Genomic DNA, 13,870 nt, shown 5'->3' with positions numbered 1-13,870 from the left:
AACGGTCATTCTCTGTAATTTCGCCATCATGCTTGTCAGTTTGTAAATAATAAACTGTCAACCTATATCAGGACAAGACAAGATTAATAACGAATAATTATTTACAGATGAAAACAATGGAATTCACAAAAGAGATCAAAGCGCCTGCCCAAAAAGTTTGGGACGTACTTTGGAATGAAAACACCTATTCAAAATGGACAAAGGCCTTTAATCCGAACGGCGACTCCAGAATGGAAAGCGATTGGCAGGTGGGCGGAAAAACACGTTTCCTCGACGACAAGGGCAATGGCATGGTGAGTACCATCAAGACCAAAAACGAACCCTATGACATCGTATTTGAACACCTGGGAGAAGTAATGGATGGCAAAGAAGATACTACAAGTGAAAAAGTACAAACCTGGGCCGGTTCATTGGAAGAATATCATCTAGTTGAAAGCAACGGCGTTACTACACTCAGCGCTTCTGTACAAGTAGACGAAGAATGGGCAGATATGATGAGCAACGGGTTTATCGAGGGCTTGGAAATCGTGAGAAAACTTGCAGAAGAATAGATTTCGGCTACTGCCACTGCGACTGTCAACCACGCTGCAGCTTTTCGGCCGTTAGCAGTAGGCTGGCGGTTGCACTGGCCTTAGCTGTAAGCGATAGGCAATAAGCATTAGGCATTAGGGTACTAGTTTTACTCCTGCTACTGCCACCGCTACTGCTACTACCACCGCTACAGCTCCTGCTACTCCTACCCCTACGCCACCAACAAGAACGAACAACCAACAACGAAGAACGAACAACCAATAACGAAGAACGAACAACCAATAACGAAGAACGAACAACCAATAACGAAGAACGAACAACCAACAACTATAAAGCCTCTTGAATTTCCTCCAGCGATTTCCCTTTCGTTTCCGGCATAAACTTCCAGATGAAGAAAAAGGAAGCAGCCATCATCAAGCTATAAAAGATAAAAGAATAATAACCACCATTAGGACTGCCTTCGGCGATAATTGGAAACAACCATGAAATAACGGCGGCCATGATCCAATGCGTGAAACTGCCGAGCGAACTACCCTGCGAGCGAACATTATTGGGGAATATCTCGGAAATGAAAACCCAGATTACGGCACCCTGCGAAAAGGCAAAGAAAGCAATAAAACCGATCAAATAAATGAGCACCGAAGAAGCACCCGCAATACCTTGACTAAAAGCATGTGCAACCAGGCCCAAAAACACAAACATGCCTAAGCTACCAATTAAAAGCAGTCGTTTCCGCCCAAACTTATCAATGAGGGTCATCGCCAGACAGGTAAACAATAAATTGGCCCCTCCGATAAATACCGGCTGCAGGTAAGCCAACTTTTGATCAAAGCCGGCGAGCTCAAAAATACGGGGTGCGTAATAAAGAATGGCATTGATGCCACTCAACTGGTTGAACATCGCCAATAGAACGGCATACAAAATAGGCTTTAAATACTTTTTCTGAAATAACCGTTCCTGAGAGCCTCCCACCGACTGATCGGCGCGTAATACCCTATTCATAGCTTCCTCCTCGCCCAATTTATGAAAGATGGCATGCGCTTTATCTTTATAGCCATTGATAGCCAGCCAACGCGGGCTTTCCGGAACAAGCTGTAACAGGGCAAAAAACAGCAACGAGGGCACCACCATGATGCCCAGCATCCACCGCCAGGCTTCATCTCCCAAGCCAACAAAAAGAAAGTTTGTTAGGTAGGCAATGAATATCCCCAGCACAATCATAAACTGAAAAGAAGCAGTCAATCGGCCTCGATGCTCAGCAGGCGCAATCTCTGAAATATAAATCGGTCCAACGACGGAAGACACGCCAACGGCAAGCCCACCGATAAACCGGAACAAGATGAACAATAGCCAAGTGTAGGATAGGGCACAGCCCACGGCAGAGCATAAATAAGCAAGGGCAACGATGACCAACACTTTTTTACGTCCGAATTTCTGCGCAGGGATACTGGCAACCATCGCTCCAACGACAGTTCCGATCAAACTGGCCGATACCGTAAATCCCTGCCAAAAGGAATCAAGTGTCCAAAGCTGCTGTATGTTTTTTTCCGCACCGGAAATAACGGCCGTTTCAAAACCAAAAAGAAAACCTCCTAAAGATGCAATCAGTGAGCACCGAATGGCAAAGCCATAGTTGGAAATAGCGTTCATGTATCTGTTGTGTTTTAACTATTAATCAATGAAGCAGCGCCCAGAAGAGCAGCCTGCTCTCCCATCATCGCTACCCTTATTGGAACAAGAATCTGTCGTGCTGCAAGCCTGTCAGTAACATCCGGCAGAAACAGGCGATAAGCTTTACTGATATTGCCGCCAATAATCACGGCATCGGGTTTCAGCTCCGGCAAATGGATCAAAAGGAAATCGGCCAGCCAATAGGCCAACTGGCCCATGGCATCTTCGGCCTGAACATCTCCGGGAATCCGGTCGGCCAATGATTTGATATCATGGATTCCCTCACCTCCCAAAGAGCGGTAGCAAGTCAATATGCCACGCGTTGAAATATAATCTTCCGCTATCCCCTCCAGAAAGCGAGAAGAACCCAGATTCAGATCTTTTACCGCTCCCGAATTGAAAAATGCTGCCCCCAGGCCGGTCCCAAGTGTAAGCCCCAACACCCTGTTTTTCTTGGTCAAGTCGCTGCACATAAGCTCGCCGCGAAGAAAAGCTTCGGCATCGTTCAAAAAACGGACACGATTGGTCGGAAGGTCTATCCGTTCGGCAAAAGCCTGTTTAACATTAAAGCCATACAGTGCCTCATATTTATTCATGCCTTTGATCCATGAGATTCCGTTTTCATAGTCGAATGGCCCGGGCATCGATACGCTTAGATCTGTACATGGCTTGCCCCAGGCTTCCTGTGCATCAACCAATGCCGATGTCCAAGTCTCCAATATCGTTGAGACCGGAGCATGGGCATCGACCTTTTTGCGGATCAAAGTTTCCTCAACGATGGATCGCGTTACCGGATCGATCACAGCCGCAGTAATATGCGAGCCTCCTATGTCTGCGCCAAGAACAGTTTTTTGCATATAACTTTTAAAATGATTTAGTATTTCTAAACGTGTTAGGGCAAAGGGTCAGGCTGGGCCGGATTGGCCGGATCATAAACGGCTACCCCTACTTTCGAATCTGCGCAACCGTAATACAGATACCATTTTTTTCCGAAATAAACCAGCCCTTCAATAAACACCGTTCCATCTCTATATTGCCCGCTCTTTTCAAAGGGCTCCATCGGTCTTAAGAATGGCACATCCAACCGGCCGATTACCTTCGTCGGATCATTCCGATCGAATAGTACCTGGCCGGCACTATACGTTCCCCTATTAAAACGCTTATCACCGCGATCTGGGTTGTTTTTTCCGTTGTATAATAGCAGAATACCGTGATCTGTCAATACAGCAGGCGGACCGCATTCGGTTAAATCGCTGTCGAAATAACCCGCCCTAGGTGAGATAAACGCTTTTAACGCACCTTGCTCGTCTACAACCGGTTCCCAGTCCAACAAATTATCGGATGTAGCGCCGAAAACGCCGTTTTCACCCCAATACATCCAGTACTTGCCGTTCACTTTCGCAATTACTTGCTTATCATTCTTCACCTCCGTCACGATCGAAGCCGATTTATGGAATTTGTCTACAATCAGTTCCGCGTTTTTCGCTTTTGCAAAAATCGGCCCATGCTTATCCCAATGCACTAAATCCTTAGAAGTAGCCACGCCCAACCGGGCGATTTTTCTGTTCCATTGGGTATAGAACATGACGTAAGTCCCGTCCTCCGTGACGGCCACCCGCGGATCTTCTGTTCCGCCGGGCCATTCGAAATCTTTCTGTCCGTCATCTGCCGGATAAAAAACCGGCCTATCCTTTCTTGTAAAAGAAAGACCATCTTTACTGACTGCATAGCCCAGGCGTGAAGTACGGTAGCCTATCTTCACCCCGAACTTGTCCTCGGCGCGGTAGAGAACAACCACTTCACCATCCTTCACGGCCGCTGCCGGGTTAAAAGTATCGTTCGATTCCCAAGCAACATCTTTCCCGCTCATCGGGTCTTGGAAAGTGGTATTTTCGCGTGGAGAGATAACCGGGTTCACACCAGCCGGGCGGACAAAACCGCCGAAAGCCCAGTCGGGTAATTTGTTTGTTTTTTGCTGTGCCTGCAAAGGAAGGAATACGACAACGCACATTCCTACTGCTAATACCTTTGACAAAAATCGCTTCTTCATTTATATGTACTTTAATTAATAATTCATTTCAGTCTAAAAAGTTAATATCCGGTATTCTGGCTGATGGTACCACCCGATAGATCGATCTCCCGCTGTGGTACCGGATACAGATAATGGTGAGCATTAAAATTCTTACCCATGGCGGTCAGCACCTGTTCGGCTACCCCCCATCGTCTCAAGTCGCTAAAGCGATGGTGCTCAAAGCCCAACTCCGATCGCCTCTCCTGCATGAGCCAGGTTTTGATCACCGCCGGATCAGTCGCCTGTACATCACGGTCTGGCAGTGTCCCACTAGGAGCCTGTCCACCCGTCACCGTAGGGGTATTCCTTGCACGGGAACGTACTTCATTGATCAGGCGAATAGCCTGCTGATAATCGCCCGTTTCCAGATAAGCTTCCGCCTTCCAGAGAAGCACGTCCGCCCAACGTATCAGAATTTTGTTGGTTGGCGAATCGCCATTTCCTCGATTAGCGGCATTCAGCTCGCCCATCAATTTATACACTAAGCGATCGGCCACATTGACGGTATAATCCAAACGCGGATCGTTTGCTTCGAAAGAAGCAACAAAGTCATCCGTCGGAGCAAGAAAGCCCCAACCCAGGAGCGAACCGATGCCATTGCCGTTCTTTGGCAAAGTCCCCTGGGTATGATTGTACGCAAAAACAACTTCCTGGTCGGCGAATTTTTTACTGTTATTAAAGCAATCGAAATAGTTGCTGTTCAGCTCGAAATACCCCTTCTGCTGCAAAGCGTCAATCTTAGCCAGCACCTCTTGCCACTGTTCGTTGAATAAGGCTACCTTGGCCTCAAGAGCCAATACGGCACCCCCCGAAACACGCCAAGGTTCGTTTTCGGCCGAACGTCTGCTATCTGGAAGCAACTGCTCTGCCTGTTGTAGATCGGCATTTATCTGTTGCCAAATCTCTTCCTTCGGTACCCGTATCGCCACTTCATAAGCTTCATCGAAATCTGTCAGCGGTTTTGTTAAAAGGGGCACATCACCGAAATTGGTTACCAGTTCAAAATAGTAATACGCACGAAGGAAAAGCACCTCTCCCAACATACGATTCGCCAGATCCTGTGAAACACCAGCCTGCTGCACTGTTTCCGGATTAGCCAGTTTATCGATTGCCAGATTGGCCCTTGACACCCCCTCAAAAGCATAAGTCCAGAGGCCATTGAAAGCCGGGTTATCCGCCGTAAACGAAAAGCGTCCCACCTCATCCATCCAGGCCTGATCGCCGTCCGAAACCCATTTTTTATTCATGTCACCTCCGGCAATATCCTCCATTACAAAGTCAGGACGGATAAACAGCCCAAGTGTCCAGCTGCCATCGCCGAGAAAGCCCGTAGTATTACGGAGCGGTTCATACGTACTATTGACGGCAGAGGTCAGGGTCGCCTCCGAAGGACTATCGCTGATCTGATCGGGCGTAAGCAAACCGATCGGATCTTTTTCCATATTACAGGCGGCGAGCAATAAGCTCAGGCCCAGCAAACTGCTATAAATATATGTTTTCATTGCTATAATTTTTTAAGAAAGTCTCGCCTTACAGCGATTTATTTGTTCTGTTATGAACCACCAGTTCGGCAAGCTTTCAGTTAATGGCATTTAAGATTAAAAAGTTACGTTGATACCGAACAAAAACGTTCTAGACGAAGGATAGGTCCCCATATCGATCAAATCGGTAGATTCGGGGTCCAGCCCCTTATAATCCGTCCACGTCAGGAGATTTTGCCCCGAAACATACACGCGCATATTTTTCAGCGCCTTCATATCTTTGATCAGCGATCCGAAAGAGTAACCAATTTCTACGTTTTTCAACCGCGCATAGGAAGCATCTTCCAAGATAATGCTCGAAACCCGACTGCTGCCATTGTCATTGAAGGTCACCCTCGGTATAGTGTTACTGCTTCCTTCCCCGTCCCAAGCGCCGAGCACATCCGTTGTGTAGTTGAATGGGCGCGTATCAAAATCCAGTATCTTTCTTCCGTCGTTATAGCGGTCGACACCCTGCACCCCTTGTATCAGCACAGCCAGGTCAAAGCCCTTGTATGCAGCAGAAAGGTTAAGTCCATAGGTCAATTTAGGAATAGGGTTACCCATAAAATCGCGGTCCTGATCATTGATCACACCATCGCCGTTCAGATCTTTAAAACGGATATCGCCCGGTCTTTGCGTAGGGTTCGGAACGCCGGATAAGTGCGTATTCACTTCCTCTTGGTTTTGATAAATTCCCTCCACCAGATAGCCGAAATAGGCATTCAATGGATTACCTACCTGCGTACGCGTTGCCGTACCACTGATATAAGGCACATTAGGATGCAATTTCACCACTTCATTTGATAGCGTTGCCAGGTTCGCATTCAATCCATAGCGGAAGCCACCTGCCGTACTGTTCCGGTATCCCAGTGAAAACTCAAATCCTTTGTTCTTTACCTGCCCTGCATTAACAATGGTAGGCTGCACGTTCCCCACCAAACTGGGAAGCGAAATCGGTAAGAGGATGTCCCGCGTATCCTTTATAAAATAATCGGCCGAGAAAGAAACATGATCGCCAAAGAATGAGGCGTCTAAACCGATATTATGTTGTACGGTGGTTTCCCATTTCAAATCCGGGTTCCCGTAGCGATCCACCAGGTAGTTCTCACCCACCCGTTTCATCAAGGTCAGGTACGCATAATTGTCGATCTCCTGATTTCCCAGCGTACCGGTACTCGCCCGCAGACGGAGATCGCTAATCCACTTCACATCCTGCATAAACTGTTCTTTGCTCACCGTCCATCCGGCAGAAACCGACGGAAAATAGCCCCAACGATGGTTTTCACCGAAACGCGAAGATTCGTCTGCCCGTAAATTCGCTGTTACCATATATTTACCCTCATACTCATAGCTTGCCGATCCGAAGATACTGAAGAGCGCATACTCCGACCCCGATCCGCCGTTCCACAAGTCGAGCAAGGTACTACCATAGTCGAGGTAGCGGAAAGTTGGCAAGGTGTAATCGTAGCGCCGACGCGAGCCATTGATAGAAGCGCCGTTGTTCTTAATATATTCCGTTCCGGCTAGCGCGCTGATATGATGCGATCCGAACGTTTTATCATAAGAAAGCACATTATTCCAGGTCAGGGTAAAATCGGTTCCACGGTCTTCGTCTAATCCTTCCGGTCGATTAAGCCGTCCCTTGCCGAGATCATTGGGGCCGGCACTGCCATCGTCGTCGCCATAATTTTCAAAAAAGGCCTTGGTATGATTCACATTGAGATCGATCCCCACATTTGTCCGGAATTTCAACGATTTATCCGCAAGCAGCGCATACTCGCCAAACACATTACCGAAGGTTTTGATCTGCGAGAATACATTATCGGTAAAATAAGCCGCCGCTACCGGATTGCGGGTATATTCATACTTATTGCTCTCATAGCCCGTATTCACTTGGTTATTTCTGTAAAAAGGCAAATCGGTAAAGGGATCAGCAGCAGACCAGGTCGGATCAGCGGAGTCTTTATACACACCCAAAAGTGGTGGCCGCAACAAGGCATGCCGTATAATACCCGGGGCGTCCCCTTTAGCCGATATCTGATCCCGCTTTGAATAAGCCATCTGCATATTCGTACCTACTTTGAATCGGTCGGACAGTGCGCTATTGACATTTACCCTAAAATTAATCCGCTCATACTTATCGTTGTCAAAAATGACAATACCGTTTTGCCGATAATAGCCACCTGAAATCAAGTACTGCGTTTTTTCGGTTCCGCCGCTGGCCGATAGCTCCACACTATGGGTCTTACCGGTTTCAAACAGCTCATCCAACCAGTCCGTATCGGCCAGGTCGGTACGGGATTTATCCGCTGTATAGGGGTTCTCACCCGCAATACCTGAATTGTTCCAGGCTTTTTCAAGCACATTCAAGTATTGCTGCGTATTCAGCAATTTAGGCAAATTGGTAGCCTGTTGCAGACCGCCGAAGTAATTTATATTAACAGCGCTTTGTCCTATCTTGCCCTGCTTGGTGGTAATCACCACCACACCAGCAGACGCCCTCGAACCATAAATAGCAGCAGCTGAGGCATCTTTTAATACAGACATGGACTCAATATCAGAAGGATTTAGAAAGGTAATATCCCTGGAGGGTACACCATCTACCACATAAAGCGGGTTATTATTACCAATGGTACCCTCTCCACGGATCCGCACATTGATGCCATCCCCCGGAGCGCCACTGCTCTGTGTAATCTGTACACCGGCCACCTGCCCCTGTAGCGACTGCGCCACATTGGGTACCCGCCTCGACTCAACGTCTGCCATATTAACAGAAGCCACTGCGCCGGTCACCGAAGACCTCCGTTGACTGGAATAACCCATCACCACCACTTCATCCAGGGCGGCGGCGTCCTCCTTTAAGGTAATGACCAAATCGTTGTCCCCGGTAACCATTACCTCGGTGGATAAGTAACCGGTAAAGGACACCGAGATTTGCTGTCCATTAGCAGCAGGCAAATTGAATTGCCCGTTCGCATCCGTAGAGGTAACCGCCGTACCGCCCTTCACCCGAACGGTGGCGCCCGGCAGCGGCTGCCCGGCGGCATCCAGCACTCTACCCCGAATGCCCTGCTGTTGGCCCCTTGCGCTGACAAGCTTCGCTTCCCCCTCAGCGGCTGTTGAAAGCACCGGCTGCAGCAAATAAGGAAGCGCAACCATGCATAGTTTAACCCATAAGTTTTTACTGTTCATCATACAATTAGGTATTAATTCATAATTCATTAGCAATAAATCGCCAATAGGAAAACCGGTTTTTCTGATTAGCTAAAAAAAAGGTTAGTCCGAAACGACGTTTCAAAACTAAATTAAAAAAACCAGTTTAGCAAGGTTATTTTCGAAGTTTTTTCTGTTTAATGCTCGATTCGCGGATAATCAATTCCGAAGGGATGACCTGCAGGTTCGGATCATGTTCGGCGGGGCTGCCGTTGATCCGCTTCAACAAAGTATTAAAAATTGCAGCGCTTAGTTGCTCCAGCGGTTGGACAATGGAGGTGATGGAAGGTGTAAACAGGCGGAACAGGTCGTGTTCATCAAATACAACGATGCCAATTTGTTCCGGTATCTTCAGGCCCAGTTCCCGTATCGCTTCCAGTCCACTGATACACAAATAGTTGGTAGCAAAGAAAATGGCATCGATCTCGGGATGCGATTGAATAAACTTCATTATCTCCTGTTTCCGGCTATTGCCTTCGTCATTATATGTCATTTCCAGTACGATGGGCGATCGTCCATGGGCATTGACACAGCTGATATAGCCATCCAGCCTTTCTTTCATCTGGCTTTGAGAAGAGGCCAGCGAAACGAAAGCAATATGTTCGAAGCCCTGCGTCAGGAGATGCTCACAGGCTTCCACCACCATTTCGTGGTTATTTGTTCCCACGTAATCCGTATCCACTCCTTCTAGCATCCGGTCGAAAATCACTACGGGCACGCCATCGTCCACAATCGCCTTAATCTGTTTTTCTATATGCAAAGGAGGGGCAACGATAAAGCCATCCACTTTAGTATCCCGAAAGAGATCCAATACCGAGAGAGCGGCTTGGGTATCGCCTAAGGTGCTGCTGTAAATGATACGATAGCCACTTTTTTTTGCTTGCTTCTCGATCATGAGGGCAATCGGTCCGAAGAAAGAATCACCAATGTTTTCCACAATCAGGCCGATGCTATTCGATCTGCCCGTTGCGAGGCTTTGCGCCATATAATTGGGTTTAAAACCGATTTCTTTGACGTAGTTAAGCACCCGCTGTTCCTGTTCCTTACTTATCCTATGAGCTTCCGCTTTGCCGTTGATGATAAAAGATACCGTGGATTTAGCAACTTTAAGGTGCTTTGCTATATCATTAATCGAGGGTTTCTTCTCCGCCATATCGCATATATGCCCTTATCAGAAAGGCTTGAGCGAATGTCTCAATTTTTGAAGATATATACAAGCGGCGCGGCTATTTTTGCTGTAGGCGATAAGCAGTAGGCTTTAGGGCACTAGTTTTGCGCTACTGCTACAGCTCCTGCCACTGTCACTGCCGCCTCAATAGTCGCCCCTCACCTCGCTCAACCGGACGTAAAAAAGTGGTCCTGCAAGTCAAGAAAGTCCCCTATACTTTCATTACAAGGGAACTATCCCCTTATTTTTCAACAGGTACATCGTCGTCTTTGGCCACCGAGGAGATAGCCGAAGTGACTATACCCGCCGTTGCCAAGTAACCGGCTATAGTAACCACTGTTGCCGGCAATGAGATGAGAGCGGTTAACAACCAATAACTAATAATCGGTTTAGTTTTTTAAACATTTCAATCCAGCCTTGATAAGCACCTGTTTCCTTAGCCTTGTCTTCCGAAACAGCCTCGTGGATGGTGGCCTTTGTTTTATTACCTATGGATTCGAAGGTAACAGTAGTCAGGATTTCACCAGGCCATTCTGCTGACGGAGCCAGCGCATGCCCATTTTCATCGGAAAGTTGTATGGTAAACACCAGCTTTTCCGGCGGCTGTATCTCCAAATACACCCCTCTAACCCAAGCACCGCCATGCAAGGGGTGATGAATGGCGTAATGAAACCGCCCACCCTCTTTTACTTCGATGGACTTGTATTCAATGGTACATCCATCCGGCGCGTACCAATGCTTGAGTTTTTCCGGGTCGGTCCATGCATTGAAAACTTGATCAATAGGTGCATCAAATAGGTGGGTGATTAAAAGTTCTTTATCTAGTGATTTCATGTTTATCGCGTTTTTTCATCCGTTAAAAATTTATCTAATTTCTCAAAGCGTTGATTCCATAATTTACGCGAGGCATTTACCCAATCAATTACCTCATCCAATTGATCCAGCCGTACCTCACAAAATTGTTCACGACCTTTCTGAGTAAGCGATATCATGCCGCATTCACTTAGCACTTTAAGATGCTTGGCAATCCCTTGCCTGGTAATTCCGGAATCCGCTACAATTTGGCCGATATTCAAAGCCCCTTTTGATAACTTCTGAATTATCATTCTTCTCGTGGGGTCAGCAATCGCTTGAAAAACGTCTCTTCTTTCTATCATACACAACCATTTGGTTGTACAAATATAATCACAACCATTTGGTTGTGAAATTTTTTTTTCACTTTTAACCATTACCTTCCAATCCGCAGCCAAACCGTCACTTACTCAGTTATTCAACAGCTCTATAGCTTTAGGGATTAGCTGTTAGCTATCAGCTTCCTTAGTGCACGCAAAAAAAATTCATCATTCATCATTCATCATTTATCATTTATCATTTATCATTTATAAAAAGCCTGCTCAACGATTCAACTAATCTCACAACTAGCAACGAATAACTAACAACGAGCAACGAATAACCAACTGCCCTCCCACCCCCATCCCAGCCTAAGCCGAGTCCGATAGTAGTCCGACAGGTATTGCTTAAAAAGCCGCTTTTTCCTAGCTTTTACGTACCACAGCGGGATATTAGCAGGATATAGGCTATAGGAGACACGGATGAAACACGGATCAAGCACCAATGGTGCCTTAACCAACAGCGGTTCTCAACAGCGATTAGCAGGGCGACAAATGCGTCATATCGCGACAAACGCGTCATATAGCGACATTTGCGACGGGCTTCCTTTTGCCTATACCGAACTTTGTACTGTTGTTTTAAAACCATATCATGGCACAACAGGAAAGTATCATCAAATTAAAAGGAAAAATCGGGGATTTGACCTTTTACAAAACCAGAACAGGGTATCAGGCACGTCAGGTTACCGGCGTCAGTGCAGATCGGATTGCCAATGACCCCAAGTTTCAGCGTACCCGCGAAAACAATGCCGAATTTGCCACGGGCGGTGCTGCGGCGAAGCGATTGAGGCAGGCTTTTCGACCTTTGATTTTGCTGACGTACGACACGAAAATGCCGAGCCGTTTATTCAGCAGAATGATGCGGGTGTTAAGAGCCGATACCGTTAACGCACGTGGCGAAAGAAAGGTCTTAGCAGAAAATCTCAGTCCGCTTAGGCAATTCAATTTCAACATTGCCGCTGAACTTAGTAACACCCTATTTGCCAGGCAGGAGGTAACAATCGACCGCGCTACCGGCACGGTCAATTTAACCCTCGAAACCCTTCAGCCGGCCGCAGCCGTTGCAGCTCCGCAGGGAGCCACCCATTTCCAACTTAATTATGGCGCATCTGCGGTTGATTTTGACAGCGAAGAAATGACCGAGATTGCGACCGGCCAAAGCGAAAGCTTCTCGCTAAAGGAACAGCTGATCAACAGCCAAACACTGAGCCTAAACATCGGTAACGCCGATGAGCTGCCGGTATTCGTTCTGTTCGGTATTACCTTTTACCAAGAGGTCAACACCGTGCTGTATCCACTCAACAACGGCGCTTACAACGCTATTTCGATTATCCAGATTGATGTGCCATAATGGAGCTTTATCTGCAACGGAAATACCATTCGAAGGGTACCAATGGTATTATCAGTTATTCCGGAAATGCAATCTGCGAATGCATCGAATTACCATGGCGTAACAACAAACGCCTTATCAGCTGTATTCCGGAAGGCCGATACCGGCTGATCAAGCGCATGCATCAGCGCTGGGGCGAACAGTTGGCGGTTGTAAACGTGCCCGGTCGCGAAGCTATTCTGCTTCATCCGGCGAACAACGCACTAAGCGAACTACAAGGCTGTATTGCCCCGGTAACCAAATGCATTGCGCCGGGCGTAGGGAATTATAGCCGCGTTGCGCTGGAACGGATTAAAGACCTGGCCTACCCCGCACTGGATGCGGATGAGCAAGTATGGTTGATCATTAGCAGCGCTGTACTGTAGGTTTTACATAGTAAGTGTTAATACGTATCCGTATTGTTTAGTATCAAAATAATGAATGATGAAAAAGCAGCATTGCGTTCCACGGACGAGCACAATGCCGGGCCAATCCGGGCATCGAACGGACAAGGAAATAGTCCATGGTGGCAGCCCTGGAAGCAGGGACTGCATTTGGCCAGTCAGCTAGTTATTGCCACGCCCTTAGGCTTGCCGGCTAAGGTCGTCCAAGCCGCTAAGTACCTAAATTTGTTATTGGGTGTTTGGGACAGCCTGGAGCAACAGCAAAAAGAGGACGCTGGCAACAATCAGCGAGATGCGTCATGACCTGAAAGCCGGTACCCTATTTGGTACCCTCTTAAGCGCCTTACCGCATCTCAGTGCCGAAGAACTGCTAAAAACCAGTGTTTTAGCCGCATTAGGTGCCACCGTCAGTTTTTTAGTCAGCCTCTTACTGCGCTGGTTAAGAAAACGCCGGTAAACAAAAGCCGCTTCATCGAAAGATGGGGCGGCTTTTAACCTTATACAAGTCAGCTATAGGCTCTAGGCAATAAGCGCTAGGCTTCAGGGCAAAAGGTTTGTGCTACTGTGAAAAAATAACAACCAACAACGAATAACCAACAACAAACAACGAATAACCAGCAACAAACAACCAACAACGAATAACCAGCAACAAACAACGAACACCTCAATCAACATGTCATGTCCTAAAAAAAGTAGACACTTTTATTGTTGTTGATTAAGATGTTGGAATGTGGGAAACTCCAGAGGAGTT

General features: G+C 47.2%; 13 protein-coding genes. 5 read left to right on the top strand and 8 right to left on the bottom strand.

Annotated elements, in window-relative coordinates; all coding sequences use genetic code 11:
• Positions 1-107: 107 nt before the first annotated feature.
• Positions 108-551 carry an SRPBCC domain-containing protein gene (locus tag EPX21_RS22230; RefSeq protein ID WP_134092091.1) on the top strand — a complete coding sequence of 148 codons (444 nt, stop codon included), beginning with the start codon at positions 108-110 and terminating at the stop codon, positions 549-551.
• A gap of 307 nt (positions 552-858) precedes the next feature.
• Here the strand turns inward: EPX21_RS22230 and EPX21_RS22225 are convergent, their stop codons facing one another.
• The 8 genes from EPX21_RS22225 to EPX21_RS22190 all read right to left on the bottom strand — a co-directional run bounded on the left by EPX21_RS22225 (position 859) and on the right by EPX21_RS22190 (position 11,334).
• On the bottom strand, positions 859-2,181 hold the full coding sequence (locus EPX21_RS22225; protein ID WP_134092090.1) for a sugar porter family MFS transporter: 1,323 nt from the start codon (positions 2,179-2,181) through the stop codon (positions 859-861).
• A 14-nt stretch (positions 2,182-2,195) separates the two neighbouring features.
• A complete protein-coding gene (locus tag EPX21_RS22220; protein WP_134092089.1) occupies positions 2,196-3,059 on the bottom strand; it encodes an ROK family protein in 864 nt (287 codons plus the stop codon).
• A gap of 35 nt (positions 3,060-3,094) precedes the next feature.
• On the bottom strand, positions 3,095-4,252 hold the full coding sequence (locus EPX21_RS22215; protein ID WP_134092088.1) for a glycoside hydrolase family 130 protein: 1,158 nt from the start codon (positions 4,250-4,252) through the stop codon (positions 3,095-3,097).
• A gap of 41 nt (positions 4,253-4,293) precedes the next feature.
• Entirely contained in the window at positions 4,294-5,775 is a 1,482-nt protein-coding gene (locus EPX21_RS22210; protein ID WP_134092087.1) for a RagB/SusD family nutrient uptake outer membrane protein, read from the bottom strand.
• 96 nt (positions 5,776-5,871) lie between these two features.
• Entirely contained in the window at positions 5,872-8,991 is a 3,120-nt protein-coding gene (locus EPX21_RS22205) for a TonB-dependent receptor (protein WP_240768765.1), read from the bottom strand.
• Between the two features lie 133 nt (positions 8,992-9,124).
• Positions 9,125-10,162, bottom strand: coding sequence for a LacI family DNA-binding transcriptional regulator (locus EPX21_RS22200; RefSeq protein WP_134092086.1), 1,038 nt, complete (start codon positions 10,160-10,162; stop codon positions 9,125-9,127).
• 378 nt (positions 10,163-10,540) lie between these two features.
• Positions 10,541-11,011 (bottom strand): SRPBCC domain-containing protein, encoded by a 471-nt coding sequence (locus tag EPX21_RS22195; protein WP_134092085.1) that lies wholly within the window; start codon positions 11,009-11,011, stop codon positions 10,541-10,543.
• A 2-nt stretch (positions 11,012-11,013) separates the two neighbouring features.
• The gene (locus tag EPX21_RS22190; protein ID WP_134092084.1) at positions 11,014-11,334 is read right to left on the bottom strand and encodes a helix-turn-helix transcriptional regulator; all 321 of its coding nucleotides are present in this window, start codon (positions 11,332-11,334) and stop codon (positions 11,014-11,016) included.
• A gap of 604 nt (positions 11,335-11,938) precedes the next feature.
• Between EPX21_RS22190 and EPX21_RS22185 the strand changes: the two genes are divergently transcribed.
• The 4 genes from EPX21_RS22185 to EPX21_RS22850 are packed head-to-tail and all read left to right on the top strand — an operon-like array spanning position 11,939 to position 13,576.
• Positions 11,939-12,697: a hypothetical protein gene (locus EPX21_RS22185; RefSeq protein ID WP_134092083.1), complete on the top strand. Its 759-nt coding sequence runs from the start codon at positions 11,939-11,941 to the stop codon at positions 12,695-12,697.
• Positions 12,697-13,101 carry a DUF5675 family protein gene (locus EPX21_RS22180; RefSeq protein ID WP_134092082.1) on the top strand — a complete coding sequence of 135 codons (405 nt, stop codon included), beginning with the start codon at positions 12,697-12,699 and terminating at the stop codon, positions 13,099-13,101. Before EPX21_RS22185 ends, EPX21_RS22180 begins: the two co-directional genes overlap by 1 nt.
• A gap of 51 nt (positions 13,102-13,152) precedes the next feature.
• Positions 13,153-13,422, top strand: coding sequence for a hypothetical protein (locus EPX21_RS22175; RefSeq protein ID WP_134092081.1), 270 nt, complete (start codon positions 13,153-13,155; stop codon positions 13,420-13,422).
• Positions 13,412-13,576 carry a hypothetical protein gene (locus tag EPX21_RS22850; RefSeq protein WP_166670854.1) on the top strand — a complete coding sequence of 55 codons (165 nt, stop codon included), beginning with the start codon at positions 13,412-13,414 and terminating at the stop codon, positions 13,574-13,576. Before EPX21_RS22175 ends, EPX21_RS22850 begins: the two co-directional genes overlap by 11 nt.
• The last annotated feature ends 294 nt before the right edge of the window (positions 13,577-13,870 follow it).

The sequence above is a fragment of the Olivibacter sp. XZL3 genome, assembly GCF_004368405.1.
Classification (GTDB): Bacteria; Bacteroidota; Bacteroidia; order Sphingobacteriales; family Sphingobacteriaceae; genus Olivibacter.
This window is presented reverse-complemented; position numbering and strand designations above follow the sequence as displayed.

Coding starts and splice junctions, on each gene's coding strand:
- EPX21_RS22230 (WP_134092091.1), top strand. CDS start 108: ATGAAAACAATGGAATTCACAAAAGAGATCAAAGCGCCTGCCCAAAAA.
- EPX21_RS22225 (WP_134092090.1), bottom strand. CDS start 2,181: ATGAACGCTATTTCCAACTATGGCTTTGCCATTCGGTGCTCACTGATT.
- EPX21_RS22220 (WP_134092089.1), bottom strand. CDS start 3,059: ATGCAAAAAACTGTTCTTGGCGCAGACATAGGAGGCTCGCATATTACT.
- EPX21_RS22215 (WP_134092088.1), bottom strand. CDS start 4,252: ATGAAGAAGCGATTTTTGTCAAAGGTATTAGCAGTAGGAATGTGCGTT.
- EPX21_RS22210 (WP_134092087.1), bottom strand. CDS start 5,775: ATGAAAACATATATTTATAGCAGTTTGCTGGGCCTGAGCTTATTGCTC.
- EPX21_RS22205 (WP_240768765.1), bottom strand. CDS start 8,991: ATGATGAACAGTAAAAACTTATGGGTTAAACTATGCATGGTTGCGCTT.
- EPX21_RS22200 (WP_134092086.1), bottom strand. CDS start 10,162: ATGGCGGAGAAGAAACCCTCGATTAATGATATAGCAAAGCACCTTAAA.
- EPX21_RS22195 (WP_134092085.1), bottom strand. CDS start 11,011: ATGAAATCACTAGATAAAGAACTTTTAATCACCCACCTATTTGATGCA.
- EPX21_RS22190 (WP_134092084.1), bottom strand. CDS start 11,334: ATGATAGAAAGAAGAGACGTTTTTCAAGCGATTGCTGACCCCACGAGA.
- EPX21_RS22185 (WP_134092083.1), top strand. CDS start 11,939: ATGGCACAACAGGAAAGTATCATCAAATTAAAAGGAAAAATCGGGGAT.
- EPX21_RS22180 (WP_134092082.1), top strand. CDS start 12,697: ATGGAGCTTTATCTGCAACGGAAATACCATTCGAAGGGTACCAATGGT.
- EPX21_RS22175 (WP_134092081.1), top strand. CDS start 13,153: ATGAATGATGAAAAAGCAGCATTGCGTTCCACGGACGAGCACAATGCC.
- EPX21_RS22850 (WP_166670854.1), top strand. CDS start 13,412: ATGCGTCATGACCTGAAAGCCGGTACCCTATTTGGTACCCTCTTAAGC.